Source organism: Sphingomonas sp. IC4-52, assembly GCF_020707225.1.
Taxonomy (GTDB): domain Bacteria; phylum Pseudomonadota; class Alphaproteobacteria; order Sphingomonadales; family Sphingomonadaceae; genus Sphingomonas.
This window is the reverse complement of the sequence record NZ_JAJFEU010000008.1, coordinates 1-23,057: the sequence shown is the minus strand read 5'-3', so window position 1 is coordinate 23,057 and position 23,057 is coordinate 1. Positions and strand designations below refer to the sequence as shown.

The 23,057-nt window shown below is 67.0% G+C and carries 15 protein-coding genes and 1 tRNA gene; 2 read left to right on the top strand and 14 right to left on the bottom strand.

Annotated elements, in window-relative coordinates; all coding sequences use genetic code 11:
• Positions 1-120 precede the first annotated feature (120 nt).
• The 10 genes from LK535_RS15780 to LK535_RS15735 all read right to left on the bottom strand — a co-directional run bounded on the left by LK535_RS15780 (position 121) and on the right by LK535_RS15735 (position 12,218).
• Positions 121-297, bottom strand: coding sequence for a hypothetical protein (locus LK535_RS15780; protein WP_227772888.1), 177 nt, complete (start codon positions 295-297; stop codon positions 121-123).
• 7 nt (positions 298-304) lie between these two features.
• Positions 305-1,612, bottom strand: a complete 1,308-nt coding sequence (gene glyA, locus LK535_RS15775) for a serine hydroxymethyltransferase (RefSeq protein WP_227772887.1) — start codon at positions 1,610-1,612, stop codon at positions 305-307.
• On the bottom strand, positions 1,609-2,061 hold the full coding sequence (gene rpiB / locus LK535_RS15770) for a ribose 5-phosphate isomerase B (RefSeq protein ID WP_227772886.1): 453 nt from the start codon (positions 2,059-2,061) through the stop codon (positions 1,609-1,611). The genes glyA and rpiB overlap by 4 nt, the downstream gene beginning before the upstream one ends.
• Positions 2,062-2,203: 142 nt before the next feature.
• The gene (locus LK535_RS15765) at positions 2,204-4,246 is read right to left on the bottom strand and encodes a malate synthase G (protein ID WP_227772885.1); all 2,043 of its coding nucleotides are present in this window, start codon (positions 4,244-4,246) and stop codon (positions 2,204-2,206) included.
• 119 nt (positions 4,247-4,365) lie between these two features.
• Positions 4,366-5,886 carry an acetyl-CoA acetyltransferase gene (locus LK535_RS15760; protein WP_227772884.1) on the bottom strand — a complete coding sequence of 507 codons (1,521 nt, stop codon included), beginning with the start codon at positions 5,884-5,886 and terminating at the stop codon, positions 4,366-4,368.
• 1 nt (position 5,887) lies between these two features.
• Complete coding sequence (locus LK535_RS15755; protein ID WP_227772883.1) at positions 5,888-6,691, bottom strand: crotonase/enoyl-CoA hydratase family protein; 804 nt, start codon at positions 6,689-6,691, stop codon at positions 5,888-5,890.
• Between the two features lie 15 nt (positions 6,692-6,706).
• Positions 6,707-8,983 (bottom strand): CaiB/BaiF CoA-transferase family protein, encoded by a 2,277-nt coding sequence (locus LK535_RS15750; protein ID WP_227772882.1) that lies wholly within the window; start codon positions 8,981-8,983, stop codon positions 6,707-6,709.
• Positions 8,980-10,389, bottom strand: coding sequence for a phosphotransferase family protein (locus tag LK535_RS15745; RefSeq protein WP_227772881.1), 1,410 nt, complete (start codon positions 10,387-10,389; stop codon positions 8,980-8,982). Before LK535_RS15745 ends, LK535_RS15750 begins: the two co-directional genes overlap by 4 nt.
• Positions 10,386-11,498 (bottom strand): hypothetical protein, encoded by a 1,113-nt coding sequence (locus LK535_RS15740; RefSeq protein ID WP_227772880.1) that lies wholly within the window; start codon positions 11,496-11,498, stop codon positions 10,386-10,388. The genes LK535_RS15745 and LK535_RS15740 overlap by 4 nt, the downstream gene beginning before the upstream one ends.
• Before the next feature lie 117 nt (positions 11,499-11,615).
• Entirely contained in the window at positions 11,616-12,218 is a 603-nt protein-coding gene (locus LK535_RS15735; protein WP_227772879.1) for an NADPH-dependent FMN reductase, read from the bottom strand.
• 61 nt (positions 12,219-12,279) lie between these two features.
• On the opposite strand from LK535_RS15735, the gene LK535_RS15730 reads away from it, so the two are divergent.
• Positions 12,280-14,385: a transglycosylase domain-containing protein gene (locus LK535_RS15730; protein ID WP_227772878.1), complete on the top strand. Its 2,106-nt coding sequence runs from the start codon at positions 12,280-12,282 to the stop codon at positions 14,383-14,385.
• A gap of 454 nt (positions 14,386-14,839) precedes the next feature.
• On the opposite strand, the gene gltB is transcribed toward LK535_RS15730, so the two are convergent.
• From gltB to LK535_RS15710, 4 genes are all read right to left on the bottom strand, one after another.
• The gene (gene gltB / locus LK535_RS15725; protein WP_227772877.1) at positions 14,840-19,354 is read right to left on the bottom strand and encodes a glutamate synthase large subunit; all 4,515 of its coding nucleotides are present in this window, start codon (positions 19,352-19,354) and stop codon (positions 14,840-14,842) included.
• The gene (locus LK535_RS15720) at positions 19,354-20,802 is read right to left on the bottom strand and encodes an NAD(P)-dependent oxidoreductase (RefSeq protein WP_227772876.1); all 1,449 of its coding nucleotides are present in this window, start codon (positions 20,800-20,802) and stop codon (positions 19,354-19,356) included. Before LK535_RS15720 ends, gltB begins: the two co-directional genes overlap by 1 nt.
• Before the next feature lie 134 nt (positions 20,803-20,936).
• On the bottom strand, positions 20,937-21,737 hold the full coding sequence (locus LK535_RS15715; protein ID WP_227772875.1) for an undecaprenyl-diphosphate phosphatase: 801 nt from the start codon (positions 21,735-21,737) through the stop codon (positions 20,937-20,939).
• A 55-nt stretch (positions 21,738-21,792) separates the two neighbouring features.
• Positions 21,793-22,719: a complex I NDUFA9 subunit family protein gene (locus LK535_RS15710; protein ID WP_227772874.1), complete on the bottom strand. Its 927-nt coding sequence runs from the start codon at positions 22,717-22,719 to the stop codon at positions 21,793-21,795.
• 103 nt (positions 22,720-22,822) lie between these two features.
• On the opposite strand from LK535_RS15710, the gene LK535_RS15705 reads away from it, so the two are divergent.
• A tRNA-Leu gene (locus LK535_RS15705) sits at positions 22,823-22,909 on the top strand.
• Positions 22,910-23,057: the final 148 nt, after the last annotated feature.

The window sequence follows — 23,057 nt, the reverse complement described above, 5'->3', positions numbered from 1 at the left end:
TTCAATCCATCAGTTGCCGTGATCCGCCTTAATGGATCGCCATCCTCGAACGTCGCCTCAAACGGGGCAACGCCGAAGCGGATCGATCCCGCCAAGGCGGACCGGCTCTTCAACCGTCAGTCAGATCTTGTCCCGCCGCGCATAGGCAACGCCGGCGCCGACCAGCGCACCCAGCACGGGGCCGACGAACGGCACCGGGATGGCGATCACGGCGCCGATCGCACCATATTTTGCCATTTTCTTGCCGAGCCCCGGCGTGTTCTGGACGTTGGTCTGGACTTCCTCGATCTTGGACACGTTCACCTCACTTGTAGATGGGGAAACGAGCGCACAGCGCGCGAACTCGTTCCCGCACCGCCGCCTCGACCGTGGCGTCACCCGCCTCGCCGTTCTTGGCAAGGCCATCGAGCACGTCGGCGACCATGTTGCCGATCTCGCGGAACTCGGCCGTGCCGAAGCCGCGCGTGGTGCCCGCCGGGGTGCCGACGCGAATGCCGCTGGTCTTTACCGGCGGCAGCGGATCGTTGGGGATGCCGTTCTTGTTGCAGGTGATGCCGGCACGCTCCAGCGCCTCGTCCGCATCCTTGCCGGTGACGCCAAGCGGGGTGAGATCGACCAGCGCGAGGTGCGTGTCGGTGCCGCCCGATACGATCGCCGCGCCGCGCTCCTTCAGCGTCGCCGCCAGCACCTTGGCGTTCTCGACCACGGCGGCGGCATAGCTCTTGAACTCCGGCTGCAGCGCCTCGCCGAAGGCCACGGCCTTCGCGGCGATGACATGCATCAGCGGGCCGCCCTGAAGCCCCGGGAACACCGCCGAGTTGATCTTCTTAGCGATCGCCTCGTCGTTGGTCATGATCATGCCGCCGCGCGGCCCGCGCAGCGTCTTGTGCGTGGTGGTGGTGATGACATGCGCATGGCCGAACGGCGTGGGGTGGACACCGCCAGCGACCAGGCCGGCGAAGTGCGCCATGTCGACCATGAAAAAGGCACCGACCTTGTCCGCGATCGCGCGGAAACGGGCGAAGTCGATGTGGCGCGGATAGGCGGAGCCGCCGGCGATGATCAGCTTCGGCTGAGTCTCGATCGCCTGCTTCTCGACGGCGTCATAGTCGATGAGGTGCGTGTCGGGCGTGACGCCATATTGCACCGCGTTGAACCACTTGCCGCTCATCGCGGCGCGCGCGCCATGGGTCAGGTGCCCGCCCGAATCGAGGCTGAGGCCCATGATCGTGTCGCCCGGCTTCACCAGCGCCAGCATCACGGCGCCGTTCGCTTGCGCGCCCGAGTGCGGTTGGACGTTGGCGAAGCCGCAGTTGAACAGCTGCTTGGCGCGGTCGATCGCCAGTTGCTCCACCTCGTCTGACGGGTGGCAGCCCTGATAGTAACGCTTGCCTGGATAGCCCTCGGCATATTTGTTGGTGAAGACCGAGCCCTGCGCCTCCAGCACCGCCTTGGAGACGATGTTCTCCGATGCGATCAGCTCGATCTGCGTCTGCTCCCGGTCCAGCTCATGCTCGACACCGGCGAACACGGCAGGATCGGCATCGGCGAGGCCGCGGGTGAAGAAGCCATCAGGCTGAACCTCGTTCAGCGTGGTCGGATTGGTGCTCATGCTGGCTCCTTCTGGAAATCAGGCGCGCCGAGCTTATCGACGCGGGGGGCGTGGCGGCCGCCGGCAAAGGCGGTGTCGAGAAAGGCAGTGACGCACGCCTTGGCCATGTCCTCGCCGATCAGGCGGGCGCCCATGGCGATGGCATTGGCGTCATTATGCTCGCGCGACAAAGCGGCGGCGAGCGGGTCGGAGACGAGTGCGCAGCGCACCGCCGGATTGCGATTCACGGCGATCGAAATACCGATTCCGGATCCACACAGGGCAATGCCGCGCGCCGCGTCGCCCGATGCGATCGCCTCCGCCAGCTTGTAGCCGTAATCGGGATAATCGACCCGCGCGTCGGTAGCGGGACCAAGGTCGAGAACATCATACCCAGCCTCGCGCAGCCAGGTGACAAGCGTCGCCTTCAGCGACACGGCGGCGTGATCGGAAGCGACGGCGACTCGCATGAGGCTCAGCGATGCTCTTCGGCTGTGGCGGATGCGCGGCCCTTTAGCCGCGGCGTCACGAGAATGCCACCGTCGCGATGGGTAGAGCGTTGTCCATTCGCCCTCCACCATCATCCGGTGGAGGAACGAACGGATCACACGATCAAGCGGCTTTGGCTTCCTGTCTGAACCGGTGGAGCAGGGGTTCGGTGTAACCCGACGGCTGGGTAACGCCCTCGAAGATCAGCGCGCGGGCCGCCTGGAAGGCGAAGCCCTCGCGCGTGAGCGGCCGATACAGCGGGTCGCCCGCATTCTGCGCGTCGACCTTCTTCGCCATGCGGTCGAGCGCCGCGTCCACTTCCTCCTCGGCACACACGCCATGCAGCAGCCAGTTGGCGAGATGCTGCGAAGAAATGCGCAGCGTCGCGCGGTCCTCCATCAGCCCAACGTCATGAATGTCGGGCACCTTGGAACAGCCGACGCCCTGGTCGATCCAGCGCACGACATAGCCCAGGATCCCTTGGCAATTGTTGTCCAGCTCCTCGCGGATCTCCTCCGGCGTCCAGTTTCGCCCTGCGGCGGCGAACGGCACGGTCAGCAGCTTGGCGAGCGGCGGCGGCGCTTCGCCCCCGATCTCCTTCTGCCGCGCGAACACGTCGACCTGGTGATAGTGCAGCGCGTGGAGCGTCGCCGCCGTGGGTGACGGCACCCAGGCGGTATTCGCGCCGCTCTTCGGATGCGCGATCTTCTGCTCCAGCATGTCGGCCATCATGTCGGGCGCGGCCCACATGCCCTTGCCGATCTGCGCCTTGCCGCTGAGGCCGCAGGCAAGGCCGATGCGCACGTTGCGATCCTCATAGGCCCTGATCCACTCGGCGCCCTTCATCTCCGCCTTTCGGATCACTGGCCCGCCGCGCATCGCGGTGTGGATCTCGTCCCCGGTACGGTCGAGGAAGCCGGTGTTGATGAAGGCGATCCGGTCGCGCACCGCATGGATGCAGGCGGCGAGGTTGGCCGAGGTGCGGCGTTCCTCGTCCATCACGCCCACCTTGATCGTGTGGCGGTCGAGGCCGAGCAGATCCTCCACCGCATCGAACAGCCGATTGGTGAACGCCGCCTCGTCCGGCCCATGCATCTTGGGCTTCACGATATAGATCGATCCGGCGCGGCTGTTCTGCAAGCTGCCGAGCCGCTTCAGGTCATGCAGCCCGATCAGCGAGGTGACGATCGCGTCGAGCACGCCCTCCGGCGCTTCGCTGCCATCGGCCAGCCGCAGTGCCGGCGTCGTCATCAAATGGCCGACGTTGCGCACGAACAGGAGTGATCGGCCCGGCAGCGTGAAGCTCGATCCGCTCGGCGATTGATAGGCGCGGTCGCCGGCGAGCTTGCGCGTCAGCGTCGCGCCATTCTTCTCGAACGTCTCGACCAGATCGCCGCGCATCAGGCCCAGCCAGTTGCGATAGGCCGCAACCTTGTCCTCCGCGTCGACGGCGGCGACCGAGTCTTCCAGGTCGACGATCGTCGTCAGCGCGGATTCGAGGATCACGTCGGCGATCCCCAGCGGGTCGGTCTTGCCGATCGGGTGGTCGCGATCGACCACGATCTCGATGTGCAGCCCGTTGTGGACGAACATCACGCCCTTATCGAACCTGGCGAAGCGATGCGGGCAGTCGCCGCCCGTCAAAGCCGCTTCCCAGCCCGGCAGCGTCTCGTCCAGGAATGCCCGCGCCCGCGCGATCACTTGCGCGCCGCGTGTCGCATCATAGCCGCCTGGCTTCGCCGCCCCCGGCAGCGCATCGGTGCCGTAGAGGGCGTCATACAGGCTCCCCCAGCGCGCATTGGCGGCGTTCAGCACGAAGCGGGCGTTGAGGCTGGGCACCACCAGCTGCGGCCCGGCCATGGTGGCGATCTCGGCATCGACATTCTCGGTGCCGATGGTGAACGGCGCCGGCTCGGGGATGAGATAGCCGATCTGCCTCAGGAACGCCTCGTCGACCGGCTCGCCCGCCATGTAGCGCTGGTCGATCGCCGCCTGCAGCTCCTCGCGCCGGGCGAGCAGCGCCTTGTTCTCCGGCGTGAAGCGATCGTAAATCGCCGCCGCGCCCTGCCACAAGGTGTCCGCGGCAATGCCGGTGCCGGCAAGCGCCTCTTCCTCGACAAAGGCGGCGAGGCGATCATCGACCGAAAGGCCGGCGCGGGTCTGCATGGGGGAATCCTCCTGACGTTACCAACAGCGCCTGGGGAGGGCACCGCCGCGATTAATCGATGCCGCGGCGGGAGTGCAACGCCCAAATCATCCCCAGGCTCCGTCCGACTGCAAGCGGGTCAGGCGCGTTTCCACACCATCAGCTCGCCCTCGGCAACCACTTGGCCGGCCGTCCCCACCGGTTCCGCGCTGCCATCGCTGAGGAAAGCGATCGTGTCGGCGTCGCTGCCCGGCACCTGCGCCAGCGTGCGCCTGCCGTCCGGCAGCTTCGCCACCACCACGCCAGCCTTCGCCGAACCATCGCGGTTGTAGAAGACGGTGTAGGTCTCCACCGCGCCCGGCCCGGTATAATCCTTCACCAGTTCCGGCACAGGCCCACGCGCCGCATCCGCCTCCGCCTGCAGGTCGAACTCATGCGCCTCGCCAGCGCCGGGCAGCGGCTGGGTGCCGAGCACGATCGCGTGATTGTGCGTGGCAAAGCCGCCATTAGCGAACAGCAGCCCCTTCTCGCCCTCGCCGGCGCGCAGGGCATCGACCATCTCGGCCACGGCATGCGCCATGTAGTTGCCGATCGGCCCGCCGCCGAAGGTCAGGCCACCGAACACCGTCGCCGGCTTCTCCACCGGCCAGCCGATCACCCGGCGCGCCATCTTGGGCACGCAGGGGAAGCAGGAATAAAGCTCCACCAGATCCAGATCGTCCGCCGTGACCTGGTTGAACTCGAGCGTGCGGCGAAGGCACACTTCCATGCTGGGCGACTTGTCGTAGCGGTCACGGGCGAGGAAATCGTCCGCCTCATGCGCGCTGGCGCCGCGGCCGACATAGATGATCCGCTCCTCCGGCACGCCGCGCCGCCGCGCCTCGGCCAGGCTGGTGACGATGAAGCCCGCGCCCTGATTGACGCTCGAATTGGCCACCATCAGCTTGGTGTAAGGAAAAGCGATCGGGCGATTGTCCGCGGTCGGCTCGACGATCTCCTGCGGCGACTTGGGCGCGTGGATCCACGCCGCCGGCGTCTTCGCCGCCACCTCGGAGAAGCGCGACCAGATCTCGCCCGATTCGCGCTGCCCTTCCTCCAGCGTCTGGCCATAAGCCGCGCGCCCAGCATTCTCGTACAAGGGGTAAACGTCGACCGGCGTCGCCAGCCCATAGATTTGGCGATAGCCGGGCTTGGCGCCCTTGCTGAGGTTGCGCAGCGGGTTCTGGTCCGCAACGCTCGTCTTCGCCGCGATAGCCGCGCGCTGGCTCGCGGTGCGCAGCGCCTCGCCGCCCGTTACTGCGGCGATCCTGATCTCGCCGCGCACGATGCGGTTCGCCGCCTCGTTCAGCAGCAGGATCGGGCTATCGCCATTGGGGCCGACCGATTCATAGACGATCCCGGCTCTCGATCCGATCCCGTCCGCCACCTTCTGCGCCAGCGGATTGTCCTTGCGGAAGCTGATCTGCTGCACGACCGCGACCGATTCCACATCGGCCAGCCACCCGCCGCCGGCGTCCCCCCCGCCAGCGTCCTTCTCGGCCTCCTCCAGCGCGGCGATCATCAGGCCAAGCGCATCCTTGCCCGCCATCGGATCGGCCGGGCGGTCATTGACCTGCCCGACGCCCACGATGACTGCGATATTCTCCGGGTTCGCTGCCATCTCAGCGCGCCTTCCACACCGGCGCGCGCTTCTCGGCGAACGCCTTAGGCCCTTCGCGCGAATCCTCGCTGGTGAAGACGATCCTGGTCTCGGCGCGGTTCTGCGCCCAGGCGCCTTCCTCCCGCTCGATCTTCCCGTCGACGATGCCCTGCGCCATCCGCTTCGATGCCTGAACGGAGAGCGGCGCGTTAACGGCGATCCGCTCGGCCAGCGCGAAGGCGGTGTCGAGCAGCTGCTCGCGCGTCGCGACGGCGTTGATCAGCCCCAGTTCCAGCGCGCGCTTCGCGTCGATCGGATCGCCGGTCAGGATCATTTCCATCGCGATCTTCTTGGGCAGCTGCTCGGGCAGGCGGAACACGCCGCCAGCCGCCGCGAACAGGCCGCGCTTGGGTTCGGGCAGGCCGAACTTCGCCTCATCCACTGCGACCGCCAGGTCACAGGCCAGCGTGATCTCCAGCCCGCCGCCCAGCGCCATCCCGTTCACCGCCGCGATCACCGGCTTGGAAATGGCGTGGCTGACGATCCCGGCAAAGCCCCAGGCGGCCTTGGTCTTGTCGTCCGGGGCCAGGCTCTCCCCGCGTGACAGCGCGACGAGGTCGGCGCCCGCGCAGAAGGACTTGTCGCCCGCACCCGTCACGATCACGACGCGGATCTCGGGATCCTTGTCGGCTGCCTCCAGCGCATCGCCCACGCCCTCATGGACGAAGCGATTGACCGCATTGCGCGCTTCCGGGCGGTTGATCGTGATGAGCATCACGTTGCCGCGCGTCTCGACGGTGACGGCCTCGTTGCCGAGTTCAGCCATTTCTACAGTCCCTTTCTAGGCAGCTTGTTCGATGATCTTGTCGGTCAGCAGCGGCGCGATCGCGTCATCGCCGAGGCCCAGCCAGTGCTTGACGACTGCGACGCTATCCTCGCCGATGCGCGGCGCCGGTCGCTGGTCGGGTTCCGGCACCCGCTCGAAATGCGCGATCGGCCCTTCCACCTGGAATGGGGCGTCGAGCAGCGGGTGATGCGCGGTGCGGAACGTGCCAAGCGCGCGATAGCCCGGCGCATCGGGCATCTCGATCACGCGGATCATCATCCCGGCCGGCACGCCCGCCGCCTGCAGCGTCCCCATGACCTCTTGCGGCGGGCGCGCCCGCGCCCACTCCTCGGCCGCAGCACGGGTCGGCCCGCCGACCACCTCGGCCAGCGCTGCCCGATCTGCATCATCGCGTAGCGTAACGGCGCACCATTCGTCCTCGCCGGCGCACGGCAGCAACCAGTCCTCCGCGGTTATGCCGCCGTCGATCTCGATGCCGGCCTGCCGCGCCGCCAGCGTCGCGATCTCGGCCGCCTTGTGGCCCAGCATCACCTCGGCCTGGCTCACGCTCGCCGTCCCGCCCCGGCCGGTGCGCAGCCGCCGTATCAGCAGCGCCAGCGCGCCCAGCGTGCCGATCCGCCCCGCGACATGATCGGGGTACACGGTCACCGTGTCGGAAAAGCTGTCCGGCTCCCCGGGATACACCCATTGCTTGGTCAGCCCGGCCGAAGCGCGCACCAGCGGGCCGTAGCCGAGCCGTGCCGACCATGGCCCCGTCGGCCCGAACGCCGAACTGTCGATCGCCACCAGCCGCGGGTTCGCCGCCGCCAGCGTCGCCGCGTCGAAGCCCAGCGCGGCCAACGTCCCGGGCTTGAAGTTGGAGAGCAGCACGTCCGCTTGGCGCACCAGATCCAGGAACAGCGCCTTGCCGCGGTCTGACCGCAGGTCGATCGACAAGCCGCGCTTGTTGCGATGCCCCGCGGCCCAAGTCAGGCTGACGGGCGCATTGTCGCGCGACTGGCGCTGGCCGTCCGGGAAGGCGGCATTCTCCACCTTGATCACGTCCGCGCCCAGATCCGCGAGCAGCCGCCCGGTTTCGCCGCCGACGACGATCACGCCCATGTCGAGTACCCTGATGCCCTCCAGCGGGTAATTCGCCCGCGGCGGCGCCTGGAATACTGCGCGCGGCGTCTCGAACGTCGCGCTGCCGCCTGCCGCCGGTGCCGGCCCGCGGTTGCCGGCCCGCGCGCCGTCGATCTCGATCGTCCCGTTGGGAAAGGGGAGGGTGCAGCCGGGTGCCACCTCGACCGGCACGAACGCCGCGCGCGCGGTCATCTGCGCTGTCGCCACTGCCTCGTCGAGGTCGAGCAGTCCCGCCACCGGGATGCCCCGCGCGGCCCCTTCTTCCTCGATCTCGGCGCGCGCCTTGTCCGCGAAGAAGCGGGTGATCGCCGGCAGCAGCGTGGTCGATCGGAACCGCGTCGCCAGCTTCTCCCACTCCGGCCCGGCAAATTCCGCCGGCTCGCCCATCCAGGCGTACATCGCGCGCCATTGCCGCGGCGCCAGCACGCACAGCCGCACCAGCCCGTCGGCGCACGGCAGGATCGGGTAGCGGAAGCGTTCGTCGGTCCGCCCGCGATCCATCTTCCAGCTCGGCACGCCCGATTGGGCGCTGCCGTTCAGGCCGAATCCGGGGTCGAGCGCCTGCATTCCCGCTTCCAGCAGCGACACGTCCACCCGGTCGCCCTCGCCGGTGCGAAGCCGGCGGTAGAAAGCGGCGAGCGTCGCCACCGCAATGTGCGGCGCGGCAGTCTCGTAGGTCAGCTGCCCGGGCGGCAGCAGTGGCGGCCGGCCCGGCAGGCCGGAGCGGGACAATCCGCCCGTCAGCGCCTGAAGTACCGCCTCGCTCGCCTGCCAGTCCCGCCACGGGCCTACGGGTCCGAAGTCGCTGATCGTAACCAGGATCAGTTCGGGCGCGGCGGCGCGGATCGCATCGTGATCCGGCCCGGCGAACCCGGCCTCGATCATGATGTCCGCCTCGCGCGCGAGATCGATAAGCCGCGCTTCGTCTCCCGGCAGGTCGATCGTGGCGGCCTTCTTGCCGAGGTTCGCCGCAACGAACGAGAGGCTGGTGCCCGCGACTTTCGCGCCCGCATCACGATCCGCCCCGCCGCCGCTTGGCTCGATCCGGATCACCTCTGCGCCAAGCTCGCCCAGCAACCGCCCGATCGCACCCAGCACGCCCGGGGCGGCATCGATCACGCGAATTCCCGAAAGCGGCAGGTCGGTCATAACGGCCAGGCCAGCTCCCGCCGCGCCGCGCTTTCGCGATAGAAGTCGAAGAACGGCGTCTCGTCGCCGCCCGCTTCCGCCACCGCGTCATGCTGTGCGATCAGTGCCGTCGCCAGCGCGGCCCAGATGCCGTCGAGCGCGTCGAGCGTCTCGCCATCATGGGTCACCGGGGCATCCTCGCCCAGCAGGGCCCGCATGTCGGCGATATCCGCGCGTCGCCACGCCGCGGCCTTTTCCGCTTCCTGCGCGCCGAGCAGGGCGAGCAGCGCCGCCACGGTCAGCGTCGATCCGGCGAACGCATCGACCGCGCCCACCTTCTCGCCTGCGCCCGCCGCTGCGATCCCCGCGCCGATCAGTACCTGCGCCAGGTCGCTCGACGGCATCACCGGCACCGGATCATAATGCCGCCCGCCAAGCTGCGCCGCGATGATCGCGTCCTGCCGCCGCGCGGTATACCAGCCGGATACCGCCAGCACCGGATCCTGCCGCCCGCCGTCCACGAACTCGCGGAAGGCGGAGATCCAGATCGCAATCCCCTTCACCGATGCGAACAGCGACCACCAGCGCATCGCGGCGGGATCGACCGTCAGCCCGCTGGCGCGCTCCCAGATCGCGATCGCGTCAGGGCGCGGCAGCATGCCGCTCGCCGCGCCGGGGATGAAGTGATCCCAGATCGGGTCCAGCGCCCAGCCCAGATCCTCCAGCGGATCGCCGAGATGCGCCATCTCCCAGTCGAACATCGCGCGCATCCCGCCCGCGCCGTCGTGCATGACGTTGCCGGAACGATAATCGCCATGGACGATCGCGACGCGCTGCGCCGGCGGCGGCGGATTGGCGCGAAGCCAGCGGATCGCGGCGCGCGCGATCGGCTGCGGCTGCAGCGAATCCTCCTCGATCACCCCTTCCCAATAATCCAGCGCGATGCGCCAGCACTGGTCGGGCTCGGGCATCGGCACATGGTCGGCGAGCGGCGTGCCGGTGGGATCATGCGCCGCCAGCCGGCCGAGCGCGCCGAAGAACGCCTCGCCCAGCGTCGCACCGTGGGCGCCGAACGGATCGCGCGCGAAGCTGCTCGCGACTTCGCCGCCCTCGATCCGCTCCATGATGAAGAACGGCCGGCCAAGCTCGGCGCCATCGGGCTCCAGCGCCACCGCGCGCGGCACGGGAACGACCCCGGCCGCGCTTTGATAAGCGCGAAACTCGGTCGCGCTCTCGGTATCGATCAGGCCCTTCGCCGGCTCGCGCCGCAGGATCAGCTGGTGGACTTCCGCCCCTGCATGGGCATCGAAGCGATAGGTCTCGCGGCTCGCGCCGCCGGGGATGCGGGCAAGATCCGCAACCCGCACCGGCTGTTCCCAGACGCGGGAGAGATAGGCCTCGATCTCGGATGGGGTCAGCGTCGTCATGCCGGATCGAGCACGCCCTTGAAGCCGGACGGCGCGTGCGGCCCCATCACCAGCTGTTCGAGCACGCCCTTGCCACGCCGCACCTTCCCGTCAGGTCCCGTCATGGTGACGGTGGCCAGCGCCTGGATGTGGAGATGGTGCGGCTGCATCGGGTCCATCTCGGCGGGAACGAAATCCTCGCGCTCCACCGTCAGCCCGTCGCCCTGGTGCCGCCCATGGCTCCACTTGGGATGGGTATAGCCAAGGCCAAGCATCATGAACTGCTGGCCAAGGTCGAAGTCGACCTTCGTCTCCTGGCCCTGTTCGTCTTTCAGCGTGACGCTGGCCGCCTGCGCGTGGCGCGAGCCTTGCTTCCACTGGATCTTGTAGTCGGATTCGAAATGCGTCTCGTCCTCGATCCCGCCACCCAGCGGCTTCCACGCCGCGCGCCGGTTCCAGAAGCGGCCATGCTCGTCGTCGTTGGTGTGGAAGTAGAAGTCTCCGTCCTCCATCGCGGTCGGGCTCCACAGCCAGAAGAACTGCGGCGCGATCGGCGGGCTGGCCGGCTGCGCATCGGGCGCGCCGATCGGCCGGACGCCCCAGGAGCGATCACGCGTTCCCAACCAACCATTCACGTCCGTTCGCACGCCATCGACGTCGATCCAGCCCCGATAGCTGCCATTCTGGGTCATCCGCGTCACATCCATCAGCACGCGGGGCCCATTTCTGCGCGTGAATCGCGGCTCCTCTAGCGGGAAGGCGCGGCCGGTGAAGGTCAGTTCGGCGCGGATCTTGTGCTCGGGCGAGTCCACCATGAGCTTCACGGACTTGAGCGGTTCGATCACCTCGACCGCGATCCCGCCCACCTGCGTATCCATCCGCTCCATGTTGAGGCCGCGGCTGGCGTGCAGGTTCACCTGCTTGCCGTCCTTCAGCCAGCAGAAGCTCGCATCGATGATGTTGATATGCGGATAAACGCCCATCGCCGCGGCGAAGAAGCCGTCCTCGTCTGCGCCGGGGGCATAACCGTTGAAGAAGAAGCGATCGTAGAAATTCCGATCCGTCCCCGCATAAGCGACCGGCTCGGCCGTCTGGTGAATCGGATATTCGTCGCCCTTGGTCAGCACCATGCCCGCTCTCCGCTTTTCCGTGCCGGTTTTCTCCGGTCTGGGGCGGGAGGTGGACCAGCGGCGGCGGCGCTGTCAACGGCAAGATAACAGATGTTACGTAAGTTCTGGGCGGCCCGTTCAGCCAGCCTTGGCCAACGGGGCGAACCGCGCCACCTGCTGGCCGATCAGCCGTAACTGTTCGACAACGGCAGGATCGCTCGCCCCGCCATCTTCGTCGAATTTGGTCACTGCGCTGTTGATCGCGGCCGCAAATGGCGTCGGCCAACCACGCAGCGCATGGACGATCGAGCGAAGCGCCGCGATCGTGGAGCCGGTCGCCTGCCATCCATAAGCGGTCGCGATCAGGCCAACCGGCATGTCCGCGAGATACGTACGCTCCGGATCGCGCGCCGTTTCTTCCAGCAAGTCGAGCGCGTTTTTCACCACGCCCGAAATGCTGCCGTGGTAGCCCGGCGAGGCGATGATGAGCGCCGACGCACCGCGGACCGCTTCGACGAACTCACGCTCTTCCGCTGTCCGCTCGCTTGCCTTGGGATTGTACAGCGGCAGCTTGGCCATGTCCGCGCCGCCGAACAAACGGGTCCGAAAGCCCTGCTCCTCCGCTGCGTCCAGCGCGATTCGCAATGCGCGTTCCGTCGAGGAAATCGCCCCGATAGTGCCGCCAATTCCGACGACCAGCGGTCGCTGGTCCGATTGAAGTGCTTCCGCTTCGCCGCTCATGGCCCTATTCCCTCGCACGATGCGCATCCTTGCGGCAACTGTCTTAGTAAAGTAATACGCGATGGCTGACCGCCGGAACGACGATATGCGCCCTGATCCCTTCGACAGCGGTCGCCTCCGCTACCATCATTCACCTGGAGAGCCGCGCCCGGCCATGCCTGATTTCGAGGCGTGGCAGGATGATGCGCCTCCGCCGTCCGATCCCGTTCCCGCTCGCCGCCTGCCGCGTATCTCGATGCGCTGGATCATGCGCGGGCTTGGCGCGATGGTCATCCTGCTCGTGCTGGCCATTGCCTGGCTCGCGATCACCGCCCCGCTATCGCAATCGCTCAAGCCGCCCACGCCGCCCTCGATCACGTTGACGGCCGCAGACGGCACACCGATCGCACGGCGCGGTGCGATCATCGGGGAGCCGGTCGACGCGGCAAAGCTGCCGCCCCATGTGCGCGAGGCATTCCTCGCTATCGAGGACCGGCGCTTCTACTCGCACTGGGGCATTGATCCGCGCGGCATTGCCCGCGCTGCCTGGGCCAATCTTGGTTCCGGCGGTGTGCGTCAGGGCGGCAGCACGATCACGCAGCAGCTGGCCAAGAACGCCTTTCTTGATTCGGATCGCACCGCTGCGCGCAAGATCCGCGAGGTCATGATCGCCTTTTGGCTGGAGGCATGGCTGACGAAGGACGAAATCCTGTCGCGCTATCTCTCGAACGTCTATTTCGGCGACAACGTTTATGGTCTGCGTGCCGCGGCCAAGCATTACTTCGGCCGTTCGCCGGAGAAGATGAACATTGGTCAGGCCGCCATGCTCGCCGGCCTGGTAAAGGCGCCCTCGCGCCTCGCTCCGACCAGCAATCTCAAGGGCGCTCGGGAACGTCAGGCGGTGGTGGTCGCCGCCATGGTCGACGCCGGCTTCCTTACCAAGGCACAGGGCGAGGACGTCCAGCCGCAGCGTGTGCTGGCCAGCCGTCCGCGACAATTGCCCACCGGCACCTATTTCGCCGATTGGGTGCTGCCCGAGGCGCGCGATCAGGCCGGAGAGGTCAAGACCGAAGCCACCGTGCGCACCACGCTGGATCGTGACCTTCAGCGCGCGGCCGAACGGGTGATCCGCCAGGCTGGCTTGCGCCAGGCGCAGGCAGCGCTCGTCGCCATGAAGCGCAATGGCGAAGTGGTCGCGATGGTCGGCGGGCGTGATTACAAGAAGAGCCCCTTCAACCGCGCCACTCAGGCGCGGCGCCAGCCGGGCTCCACCTTCAAGCTTTTCGTCTACTTGGCCGCCCTGCGCGCGGGCATGTCGCCCGATACGGTGGTGGACGATTCCCCGGTGGAAATCGCCGGGTGGAAGCCAAAGAACGACGATAATCGCTATCTCGGCGAGATCACGCTGCGGCGCGCCTTTCAGCGCTCCTCCAATGTGGTGGCCGCCCGCCTGACGCAGGAAGTGGGCGTGCGCAACGTCATCCGCGCCGCGCGCGATCTTGGCATCTCGACCCCCATCGCCAACGAGGCGACCATCGGGCTTGGCACCTCCGAAGTCTCCCTGCTGGAACTGACCTCGGCCTTTGCCGGTGTCGCCGAGGGTCGCTATCCCGTTCAGCCGCACGGCTTGCCCGATGTGCGGGACAAGAGCTGGTACAGTTCACTTACCGGCGGGCAGAAGACCATGCCCGATCGCATCCATGATGACATGCTGACGCTGCTCGCCGCATCGGTGCGCGGAACCGGCCGGGCAGCGGCGCTGTCGGTCGATGCTTATGGCAAGACCGGCACGTCGCAATCGGGTCGCGACGCATGGTTCATCGGATTTGCCGGTGATCTCGTGGTCGGCGTGTGGGTCGGCAATGACGACAACACGCCCAATCCCGGCCTGCACGGCGGCGGCATCCCCGCGCAGATCTGGCGCAATTTCATGACGAACGCGCTCGATCTCGCGCCGGTCGTCAAGGCACCGGCGGTTGAGGATGTCGATCCCGAGGCTGGATTGGTCGGCGTCGTCGAGAATGAGATTGCGCCCATTGCTGGCCGGCTGGACGGTCTGGGCATGGATCTGGAAATCGGACCTGACGGATCGGTCACCATCAACCGCCCGCCCCCTCCCCCTCCGCCCGTGCGGCGGCGCGAGGAGCTGGAACCTGAGTTCGAGGATGGGCCGCCGCCGGGGTTCTAACCCCGGCGCTGGGCGGTCGCCTGCCCTGCGGCGTCCCCGGCGGTCCCAGGCGAAGCCCGCCAAATGGCGGGCGTCCGGTCACGATGGGAGCATACTTCCCGGCGCGAGGCCTGACCGCTTGCTGTTCAGCGCGCAGTGAGCAGGGCACGCGGCATTCGGAGTCACGAATACGCCCGTCCAGATCGAGCGGTGGCCCAGCGCGTCATGGCAGATGCGAAGCGAATAAGACGCCAAACCGCACGGGTGCGGGATCAGCCGATCACTTGGCCAAGGCGCCGACACCCAACGAACGGCACGGCCAGGGCAAGAGCCGGCACACCATCGCCCGCATGAACCGCGCAGGTGCGCCCCTCCACACACCACATCATCCACGCCGCGGTGTTGCCCTCGTCCAAAGACGAAAGCGGCACCGACGAAACCCAAAGGCCCGTTCGGTGCCGCCAGAAGCAGAGACCTACTCCGCCGCTTCCATCGCGAACGTGTCGTCGAGCGGATGGACCAGCCTTTCCAGCATCTCACGCGGCACCACCTGCCAGAAGCGCGCCGACGAGCGCTCCCAATCATCGAGGATACCGCGCGCCCACTTGGAATCGGTTGCCTGAACATGGCGGGTGATCAGGTCGCGCAGCACGCCCGTCCAGTGCGCCGCGGCCAGCCGCTGCCACACGATGCTTTCCGGGTTGGCGCGGCGCGCAAAGCTGTCGTCATGATCGTAGACGAAGGCCATGCCGCCCGTCATGCCGGCACCAAAGTTCTGGCCGACGGCGCCCAGCACCACGGCCGTGCCGCCCGTCATATATTCGCAGCCGTTCGCGCCGCAGCCCTCGACCACCACCGTTGCGCCCGAGTTTCGCACCGCGAACCGCTCGCCAGCCTGTCCGGCCGCGAACAGCGCGCCCGAGGTAGCACCGTACAGGACGGTGTTGCCGACGATCGTATTCTCCTGGCTGCGGAGCGGTGACGACACCGCCGGCCGCACCACGATCACGCCGCCCGACAGGCCCTTGCCGACATAGTCGTTGGCGTCGCCGAACACTTCCAGCGTGATGCCCTTGCACAGGAAGGCGCCAAGGCTCTGGCCCGCCGAGCCGCGCAGGCGGATCGTGACATGACCGTCGTTCAGCGCGCTCATTCCGAACGTGCGGGTGATCTCACTCGACAGCCGCGTGCCGACCGCGCGGTGCGTGTTGCGCACCGAATAGGTCAGCTGCATCTTTTCGCGCCGCGAGAAGACGGCGCCCGCATCCTTGATGATCTGCGCGTCGAGGCTGTCGGGCACTTCGTTGCGGAAGGTGTTGAGCGAGAAGCGCCGCTCCGCATCGGTCGCGTCGACCTTGGCGAGGATCGGGTTGAGATCGAGATCGTCGAGATGCTCCGCGCCGCGGCTCACCTGCCGCAGCAACTCCGTCCGCCCAATCACTTCGTCGAGGCTGCGCACGCCCAGCCGCGCCAGGATGTCGCGCACTTCCTCGGCAATGAAGGTCATCAGGTTGATGACCTTCTCCGGCGTGCCGACGAACTTCTCGCGCAGCCGCGGGTCCTGCGTGCACACGCCGACCGGGCACGTGTTCGAGTGGCACTGGCGCACCATGATGCAGCCCATCGCAACGAGGCTCAGCGTGCCAATGCCGAATTCCTCCGCACCGAGGATCGCGGCGATCACGATGTCGCGCCCGACGCGCAGGCCCCCGTCGGTGCGCAGCTTGATCCGCCCGCGCAGGCCGTTCAGCGTCAGCACCTGGTTGACCTCGGAAAGGCCCATTTCCCACGGCGTGCCGGCATATTTGATGCTGGTCTGGGGGGAAGCACCGGTGCCGCCGACATGGCCGGAAACCAGGATCACGTCGGCATGCGCCTTCGCGACGCCCGCCGCGACGGTGCCGATGCCCGCCGAGGAGACGAGCTTCACGCACACCCGCGCCCGCGGATTGATCTGCTTCAGGTCGTAGATCAGCTGCGCCAGATCCTCGATCGAATAGATGTCGTGGTGCGGCGGCGGGGAGATCAGCGTCACGCCCGGCGTCGCATGGCGCAGCTTGGCGATGAACTCGGTCACCTTGAAGCCAGGCAGCTGCCCGCCCTCGCCGGGCTTGGCGCCCTGCGCAACCTTGATCTCGATCTCCTCGCAGGCGTTGAGATATTCCGCCGTCACGCCGAAGCGCCCCGACGCGATCTGCTTGATCACCGAATTGGCGTTGTCGCCATTTTCGTACGGCTGATATCGGGTCTTGTCCTCGCCGCCCTCGCCGGACACCGCCTTGGCGCCGATACGGTTCATCGCGATCGCCAGCGTCTCGTGCGCCTCGGGGGATAGCGCGCCAAGGCTCATCCCCGGCGTCACGAAGCGCTTGCGGATCTCGGTGATCGGCTCGACCTGGTCGATCGGCACGCCTTCTGCGGGGAAGTTGAACTGCAGCAGATCGCGCAGGTAGATCGGCGGCAGGTCGCCTACGCCGCGTGAGAATTGCAGGTAGGTCGAATAACTGTCGGTCGCGACCGACGTCTGCAACAGGTGCATCAGCTGCGCGGAATAGGCATGTGCCTCGCCCGTATGCCGCTGGCGATAGAAGCCGCCGATCGGCAGGTTCACCACCGCCTCGTCGAACGCCGCGTCGTGCCGATCCTTCGCGTTGATGTGTAGCGAGGCATAGCCTTCGCCCGAGATCTTCGCCGGCATGCCCGGGAAGAAGTCGTTCACCAGCGCGCGAGACAGGCCCACCGCCTCGAAGTTATAGCCGCCGCGATAGCTGGAGATCACCGCGATCCCCATCTTCGACATGATCTTCAGCAGGCCTTCCTCGATCGCCTTGCGGTGCCGCTTCAGGCATTCGTCGAGCGCGAGGTCACCGAACAGCCCGCGCGCCTGGCGATCCGCGATCGCGGCTTCGGCGAGGTAGGCGTTCACCGTCGTCGCGCCGACGCCGATCAGCACCGCATAATAATGCGTGTCGAGGCATTCCGCGGTGCGGACGTTGACTGACGCGTAGGAGCGCAGTCCGCGCCGCACGAGGTGCGTGTGCACGGCCGCCGCGGCGAGCACGCCGGGGATCGCGATCCGTTCCGGCCCAACATATTCGTCGGTCAGGAAGATTTCGCTCTTGCCCTGCCGCACGGCCTGCTCGGCCTCGTTGCGGATGCGCTGGATCGCGGCGCGCAGCTTGTCTGCGCCGCCGCTCGCCTCGAACGTGCAGTCGATCTCTGCCGCCGCGCTGCCGAAATAGGTCTTCAGCCGCGCCCAGTCTGTGGACGTCAGCACCGGCGAATCGAGCACGAGCACGCGCTCGCGCCGATCCTCGGTGTCGAGGATGTTGGCGAGGTTCCCGAACCGCGTCTTGAGGCTCATCACGTAGCGCTCGCGCAGCGGGTCGATCGGCGGGTTCGTCACCTGGCTGAAATTCTGCCGGAAGAACTGGCTGATCAGCCGCGGCTTGTCGGAAATGACGGCGAGCGGCGTATCGTCGCCCATCGATCCGATCGCTTCTTTGGCCGTCTCCACCATCGGCGCGAGGATCAGCTCCATGTCCTCCAGCGTCTGGCCGGCCGCCACCTGGCGCTTCGCCAGCTCCGCACGGTCGTAGCGCGGCACGCCAGCCGCCGGGGCAGGCGGCAGGTCGTCGATCGTCGCGAAATTGCCGATCATGCCGGCATAGTCGGCCTCGGCCGCGATCCGGTCCTTGATCGCGCGATCGTCGTAAACCTTGCCCTCGGCCAGATCGACCGCGATCATCTGCCCCGGCCCCAGCCGGCCCTTGGCGATGATGGTCGATTCCGGCACCACCACCATGCCGCTCTCCGATCCCACGATCAGCAGGCCGTCGGCGGTCTGGGTATAGCGCAGCGGGCGAAGCGCGTTGCGGTCCATGCCCGCCACGGCCCAGCGCCCATCGGTCATCGCCAGCGCGGCCGGACCGTCCCACGGCTCCATGACGGAGGCGAGATACTGGTACATGGCGGCATGTGCCGGCGGCATGTCATCGGCAATGTCGCTCTGCCACGCCTCAGGCACCAACATCAGCTTCGCGGTCGGCGCATCGCGGCCCGAACGGCAGATCGCCTCGAACGTCGCGTCCAGGGCAGCGGTGTCCGACGCGCCCGCCGGGATCACCGGCTTGATATCCTCCGAATGCTCGCCGAACGCGATCGACGCCATGCGGATCTCGTGGCTCAACATCCAGTTCTTGTTGCCGCGGATCGTGTTGATCTCGCCGTTGTGCGCCAGGCACCGGAATGGCTGCGCGAGCCACCATTGCGGGAAGGTGTTGGTGGAATAACGCTGGTGAAAAATCGCGACCCTACTCTCGAACCGCTTGTCGGTCAGGTCCGGATAGAACACCGATAGGCTCTCGGCCAGGAACAGCCCCTTGTAGATGATCGAGCGGCAGCTCAGCGAACAGATGTAGAAGCCTTGGATCTGCGCCGCGATCACCCGCTTTTCGATCCGCCGGCGGACGAGATAGAGGTTCTTCTCGAATTCCGCGGCGTCCACTTCGTCGGGCATCGGCCCGGCGATCATGATCTGCTCGATCTCCGGCCGCGTCGCCTGCGCCTTCAGGCCGATAACGCTCACGTCCACCGGCACCTGGCGCCAGCCATAGATGGTATAGCCGGCCTCGATGATCGCACTCTCTACGATGGTGCGGCACGTCTCCTGCGCGGCAAGATCGGTGCGCGGCAGGAACACCATGCCCACCGCCAACCGGTTCGGGCGCACCTTGTGCCCGCTCATCGCGATCGCATCGTCGAAGAAGCGCACCGGCAGGTCGACGTGCAGCCCCGCGCCATCGCCGGTCTTGCCATCGGCATCGACCGCGCCGCGGTGCCACACCGCCTTCAGCGCATCGATCGCAGACTGCACCACCCGGCGAGACGGCTTGCCATCGGTCGCCGCCACAAGACCCACACCGCACGCATCGCCCTCGAACTCGGGGCGGTACATGCCATGGGTGGCGAGATATTCGCGCTGATCCATCACGCGGCCTCCTTCGCGGGCTGCGCCGCGACCTTGCTCTTGAGATATTTGTGCATCGTCGACGCGACATCGCGTCCGTCGCGGATCGCCCAGACGACGAGGCTCGCGCCGCGCACGATGTCACCGGCGGCGAACACGCCGTCGAGGCTCGTCATCAGCGTCTTGTTGTCGACCAGCACCGTGCCCCAGCGGGTGACGCCCAGTTCGGGCGCATCCCACAGGTGCGGCAGCTCCTCGGCATCGAAGCCCAGCGCCTTGATCACCATGTCGGCCGGCATGTCCAGCGGTCCGCCGGGATCGACCTCGGGCGCGCGCCGGCCGCTCGCGTCAGGTGCGCCCAGCCGCATGCGATTGGCGCGCACACCCGACACAGCATCCTCGCCCACGAAGGAATGCGGCGCGGACAGCCACACGAATTCCGCGCCTTCCTCCTCGGCATGGGCGACTTCGCGCTGCGATCCCGGCATGTTCGCGCGGTCGCGACGGTACAGGCAGCGCACGCTCTTGGCACCCTGTCGGATCGCGGTGCGGACGCAGTCCATCGCGGTATCGCCGCCGCCGATCACCACGACATTCTTGCCCTTGGCGTCGAGGCTGCCGTTGTCGAACGCCGGCACCGCATCGCCGAAGCTCTTGCGGTTGGATGCTGTCAGATAATCGAGCGCCGCGATTACGCCGGAGGCCTGGTTGCCCGGCACATCGATCTCACGCGCCTTGTAGACCCCGGTCGCGATCAGCAGCGCATCATGCCGCTGGCGCAGCTCGGCGAAGCTCGCGTCCTCGCCAACCGCAAAGCCTTCGTGGAAGACGATCCCGCCGTCCTTCAACCGGTCGACGCGGCGAGTGACGACGTGCTTCTCCAGCTTGAAGCCGGGGATGCCATAGGTCAGCAGCCCGCCCGCCCGGTCATGCCGGTCATAGACGTGTACCTCATAGCCGTACTTGCGAAGATACTCGGCCGCAGTCAGTCCGGCCGGACCGGCACCGATCACACCGATCGATTGGCCACGCGCCGGCCCCGGCACTAGCGGCTCGATCCAGCCCTGTTCCCAAGCGGTATCAGTAATGAACTTCTCGACGGAGCCGATCGTCACCGCGCCATGGCCGGAGAATTCGATCACGCAATTGCCTTCGCACAGCCGATCCTGCGGACAGATGCGGCCACAAATCTCGGGCATCGAGGAAGTGGCGTTGCTCAGCTCATAGGCCTCGCGCAGCCGCCCCTCGGCGGTCAGCCGTAGCCAGTCCGGGATGTGATTGTGGAGCGGACAATGCACCGTGCAATACGGCACGCCGCATTGCGAGCACCGCCCGGCCTGCTCCTCCGCGCGCGGAATCGCATAGCGGTCCGCAATCTCGCGAAAATCCTCTGCCCTCGCCTCTGCCGACCTTTTGTCCGGATAGGACTGCGGGGTAGCGACGAATCGAAGCATGGTATCAGCAGCCATAAGCCCTCCGCCGATGTGGGTCTCACATCGGCAAAGCACCATCAAGACAGTATTGCTGACCTATTCTGCGCCCGACCGCCGCTTTCGCTCACTCAGCCGCTACAAACACCTTTGAAGAAGGTAACATTTCGGACCTATCGCGCAGAAAGCATCACCAGCGCGACTGCGCCGGCGATAATCCGATACCAGGCAAAGGGGGCAAAACCGTGCTTCGTCACCACCGCCATGAACGCCTTCACCACCGCTAGCGCGACGATGAACGACACGAATGCGCCGACCCCGATCAGCTGCAGGTCGTTGGCGGTGATCGCGTCGCGGTGCTTCACCAGCTGCAGCACCGTCGCGCCCGTCAGCGTCGGCAGCGCCAGGAAGAAGGAGAATTCCGCAGCCGTGCGACGATCGATGCCGATCGCCATGGCGCCCATGATCGTCGCCCCTGACCGGCTGACGCCCGGGATCATCGCGATACATTGAACAAGGCCAATCTTCGCCGATTGCCCGGCCGACACGCCGGAAATGCCGCCCACCACCTGCGTCTTGGCCAGTTTTTCGATGATCAGGATTGCCACGCCGCCGATGATCAGCGCCCAGGCGACCACCACGGCATTTTCCAGCAACGCCTCGATCTGGTCGTTGAATGCCAGACCCAGCGCCACGGCCGGAACGAAGGCGATCAGCAGGTTGCGCACGAATGCGACCGAATTGGGCTCGCCCCGCACCAGGCCAGTCAGCACCGCCATGAACGTGCGCCAATACAGCACCACGATCGCCAGGATCGCGCCTGGCTGGATCGCAATGTTGAACACCGCCCAGCGCTGCGGATCATAGCCCAGGATCTCGGTGGCGAGCACCAGATGCCCGGTGGAGGAAACGGGCAGGAATTCGGTGACGCCCTCGACAATGCCGAGGATGATCGCGGTCAGCAGATCGGACATGACAGCCTTTCAGGTCGCCCGCCGCCGCGGGCCGATGCGCGAAACGGAAGCGGGATCAGGCCTCGGTGGGGCGGGCAAAGCGCCCCGCGCGCTGATATTGCACCAGCCACCCGGGCGCGACCGCCGCCAGCGGCGTTGGCGTGATACCCAGCGCTTGCAGCCCTTCGGCACCCTGGGTCACCACCGTATCCTTCTGCAGCAGCTTCCACTGATCGCGCGAGATGGGCGCCCCGGGGAGCGCGGCGAGCAGTCCGCCCAGCGCGTCCGGCATCGGCACGAACGACGGATGCCGACCGATCTGTCGCCCGATCCACTGTTGCAGTTCCAACATGGTCAGCACGTCCGGACCGCCCAGCTCGAACGTCCGCCCGGCAAAGGTCGCGGGATCACGAAGCACAGTCGCAACCGCATCGCCAACGTCCCCGGCGAACACCGGCTGGAAGCGCACGTTCGGCTTTAGCACGGGCACCACCGGAAAGCGGGCGACCATGCGGGCGAACATGTTGATGAACTTGTCCTCGCGCCCGAACACGGTGGACGGGCGCAGGATCGTGGCGCCGGGGAAGGCGTCGCGCACGGCGGCCTCGCCGGCGCCCTTGGTCTGGGCGTACAGCGCCTCGGCCTGGGGATCGGCGCCGATCGCCGACACATGAACCATTGCCTCGACGCCGGCATTGCGCGCGGCCTGCGCCAGCGCCCGCGGCCCTTCCACATGAATGCGGTTCAGGTTGCCGGTGAAGCTGCCGACCAGATTGACGACGCCATCGGCGCCGGCGATCGCCCGCTCGATCGTATCGGGCCGGGTGATGTCCGCCGCCACGAACTGCGTCTGGCCGAGCGCACCCAGCGGCTTCAGATACCACGCCTCGCGCGGATCGCGCTGGGCAACGCGAACGCGTGCGCCGGTGGCAAGCAGCGCCTGTGCGACATAACGGCCAAGAAAACCGCCACCGCCGATCAGCGTGAACAGCCTGTCTCTCATGTAACGCTCCGCCGGGGAAAAAATTTCGGCCCAGCCCCTAGCCGTGCGAAGTGCCTGTTGACAAGGCCGCCACCTCGGCCCTAGAGGCGCCGGCCTACCCCGTGCCCAGATGGCGGAATTGGTAGACGCACCAGCTTCAGGTGCTGGCGCTCGCAAGGGCGTGGAGGTTCGAGTCCTCTTCTGGGCACCATTTGTTCTCAAAGCATTGATAATGCTGGGGGATCGTCGAAAAGACGGTCCCCAGAGAGCGTCTGCTACACTGAACTGCTACACAGTTCGGGGCACCACTCCTCCCCAAACCCTCGGAAAACTGCCGTAAATGGTGGTGAGGGCTGCTA

Coding starts and splice junctions, on each gene's coding strand:
- glyA (WP_227772887.1), bottom strand. CDS start 1,612: ATGAGCACCAATCCGACCACGCTGAACGAGGTTCAGCCTGATGGCTTC.
- rpiB (WP_227772886.1), bottom strand. CDS start 2,061: ATGCGAGTCGCCGTCGCTTCCGATCACGCCGCCGTGTCGCTGAAGGCG.
- LK535_RS15765 (WP_227772885.1), bottom strand. CDS start 4,246: ATGCAGACCCGCGCCGGCCTTTCGGTCGATGATCGCCTCGCCGCCTTT.
- LK535_RS15760 (WP_227772884.1), bottom strand. CDS start 5,886: ATGGCAGCGAACCCGGAGAATATCGCAGTCATCGTGGGCGTCGGGCAG.
- LK535_RS15755 (WP_227772883.1), bottom strand. CDS start 6,691: ATGGCTGAACTCGGCAACGAGGCCGTCACCGTCGAGACGCGCGGCAAC.
- LK535_RS15750 (WP_227772882.1), bottom strand. CDS start 8,983: ATGACCGACCTGCCGCTTTCGGGAATTCGCGTGATCGATGCCGCCCCG.
- LK535_RS15745 (WP_227772881.1), bottom strand. CDS start 10,389: ATGACGACGCTGACCCCATCCGAGATCGAGGCCTATCTCTCCCGCGTC.
- LK535_RS15740 (WP_227772880.1), bottom strand. CDS start 11,498: ATGGTGCTGACCAAGGGCGACGAATATCCGATTCACCAGACGGCCGAG.
- LK535_RS15735 (WP_227772879.1), bottom strand. CDS start 12,218: ATGAGCGGCGAAGCGGAAGCACTTCAATCGGACCAGCGACCGCTGGTC.
- LK535_RS15730 (WP_227772878.1), top strand. CDS start 12,280: ATGGCTGACCGCCGGAACGACGATATGCGCCCTGATCCCTTCGACAGC.
- gltB (WP_227772877.1), bottom strand. CDS start 19,354: ATGGATCAGCGCGAATATCTCGCCACCCATGGCATGTACCGCCCCGAG.
- LK535_RS15720 (WP_227772876.1), bottom strand. CDS start 20,802: ATGGCTGCTGATACCATGCTTCGATTCGTCGCTACCCCGCAGTCCTAT.
- LK535_RS15715 (WP_227772875.1), bottom strand. CDS start 21,737: ATGTCCGATCTGCTGACCGCGATCATCCTCGGCATTGTCGAGGGCGTC.
- LK535_RS15710 (WP_227772874.1), bottom strand. CDS start 22,719: ATGAGAGACAGGCTGTTCACGCTGATCGGCGGTGGCGGTTTTCTTGGC.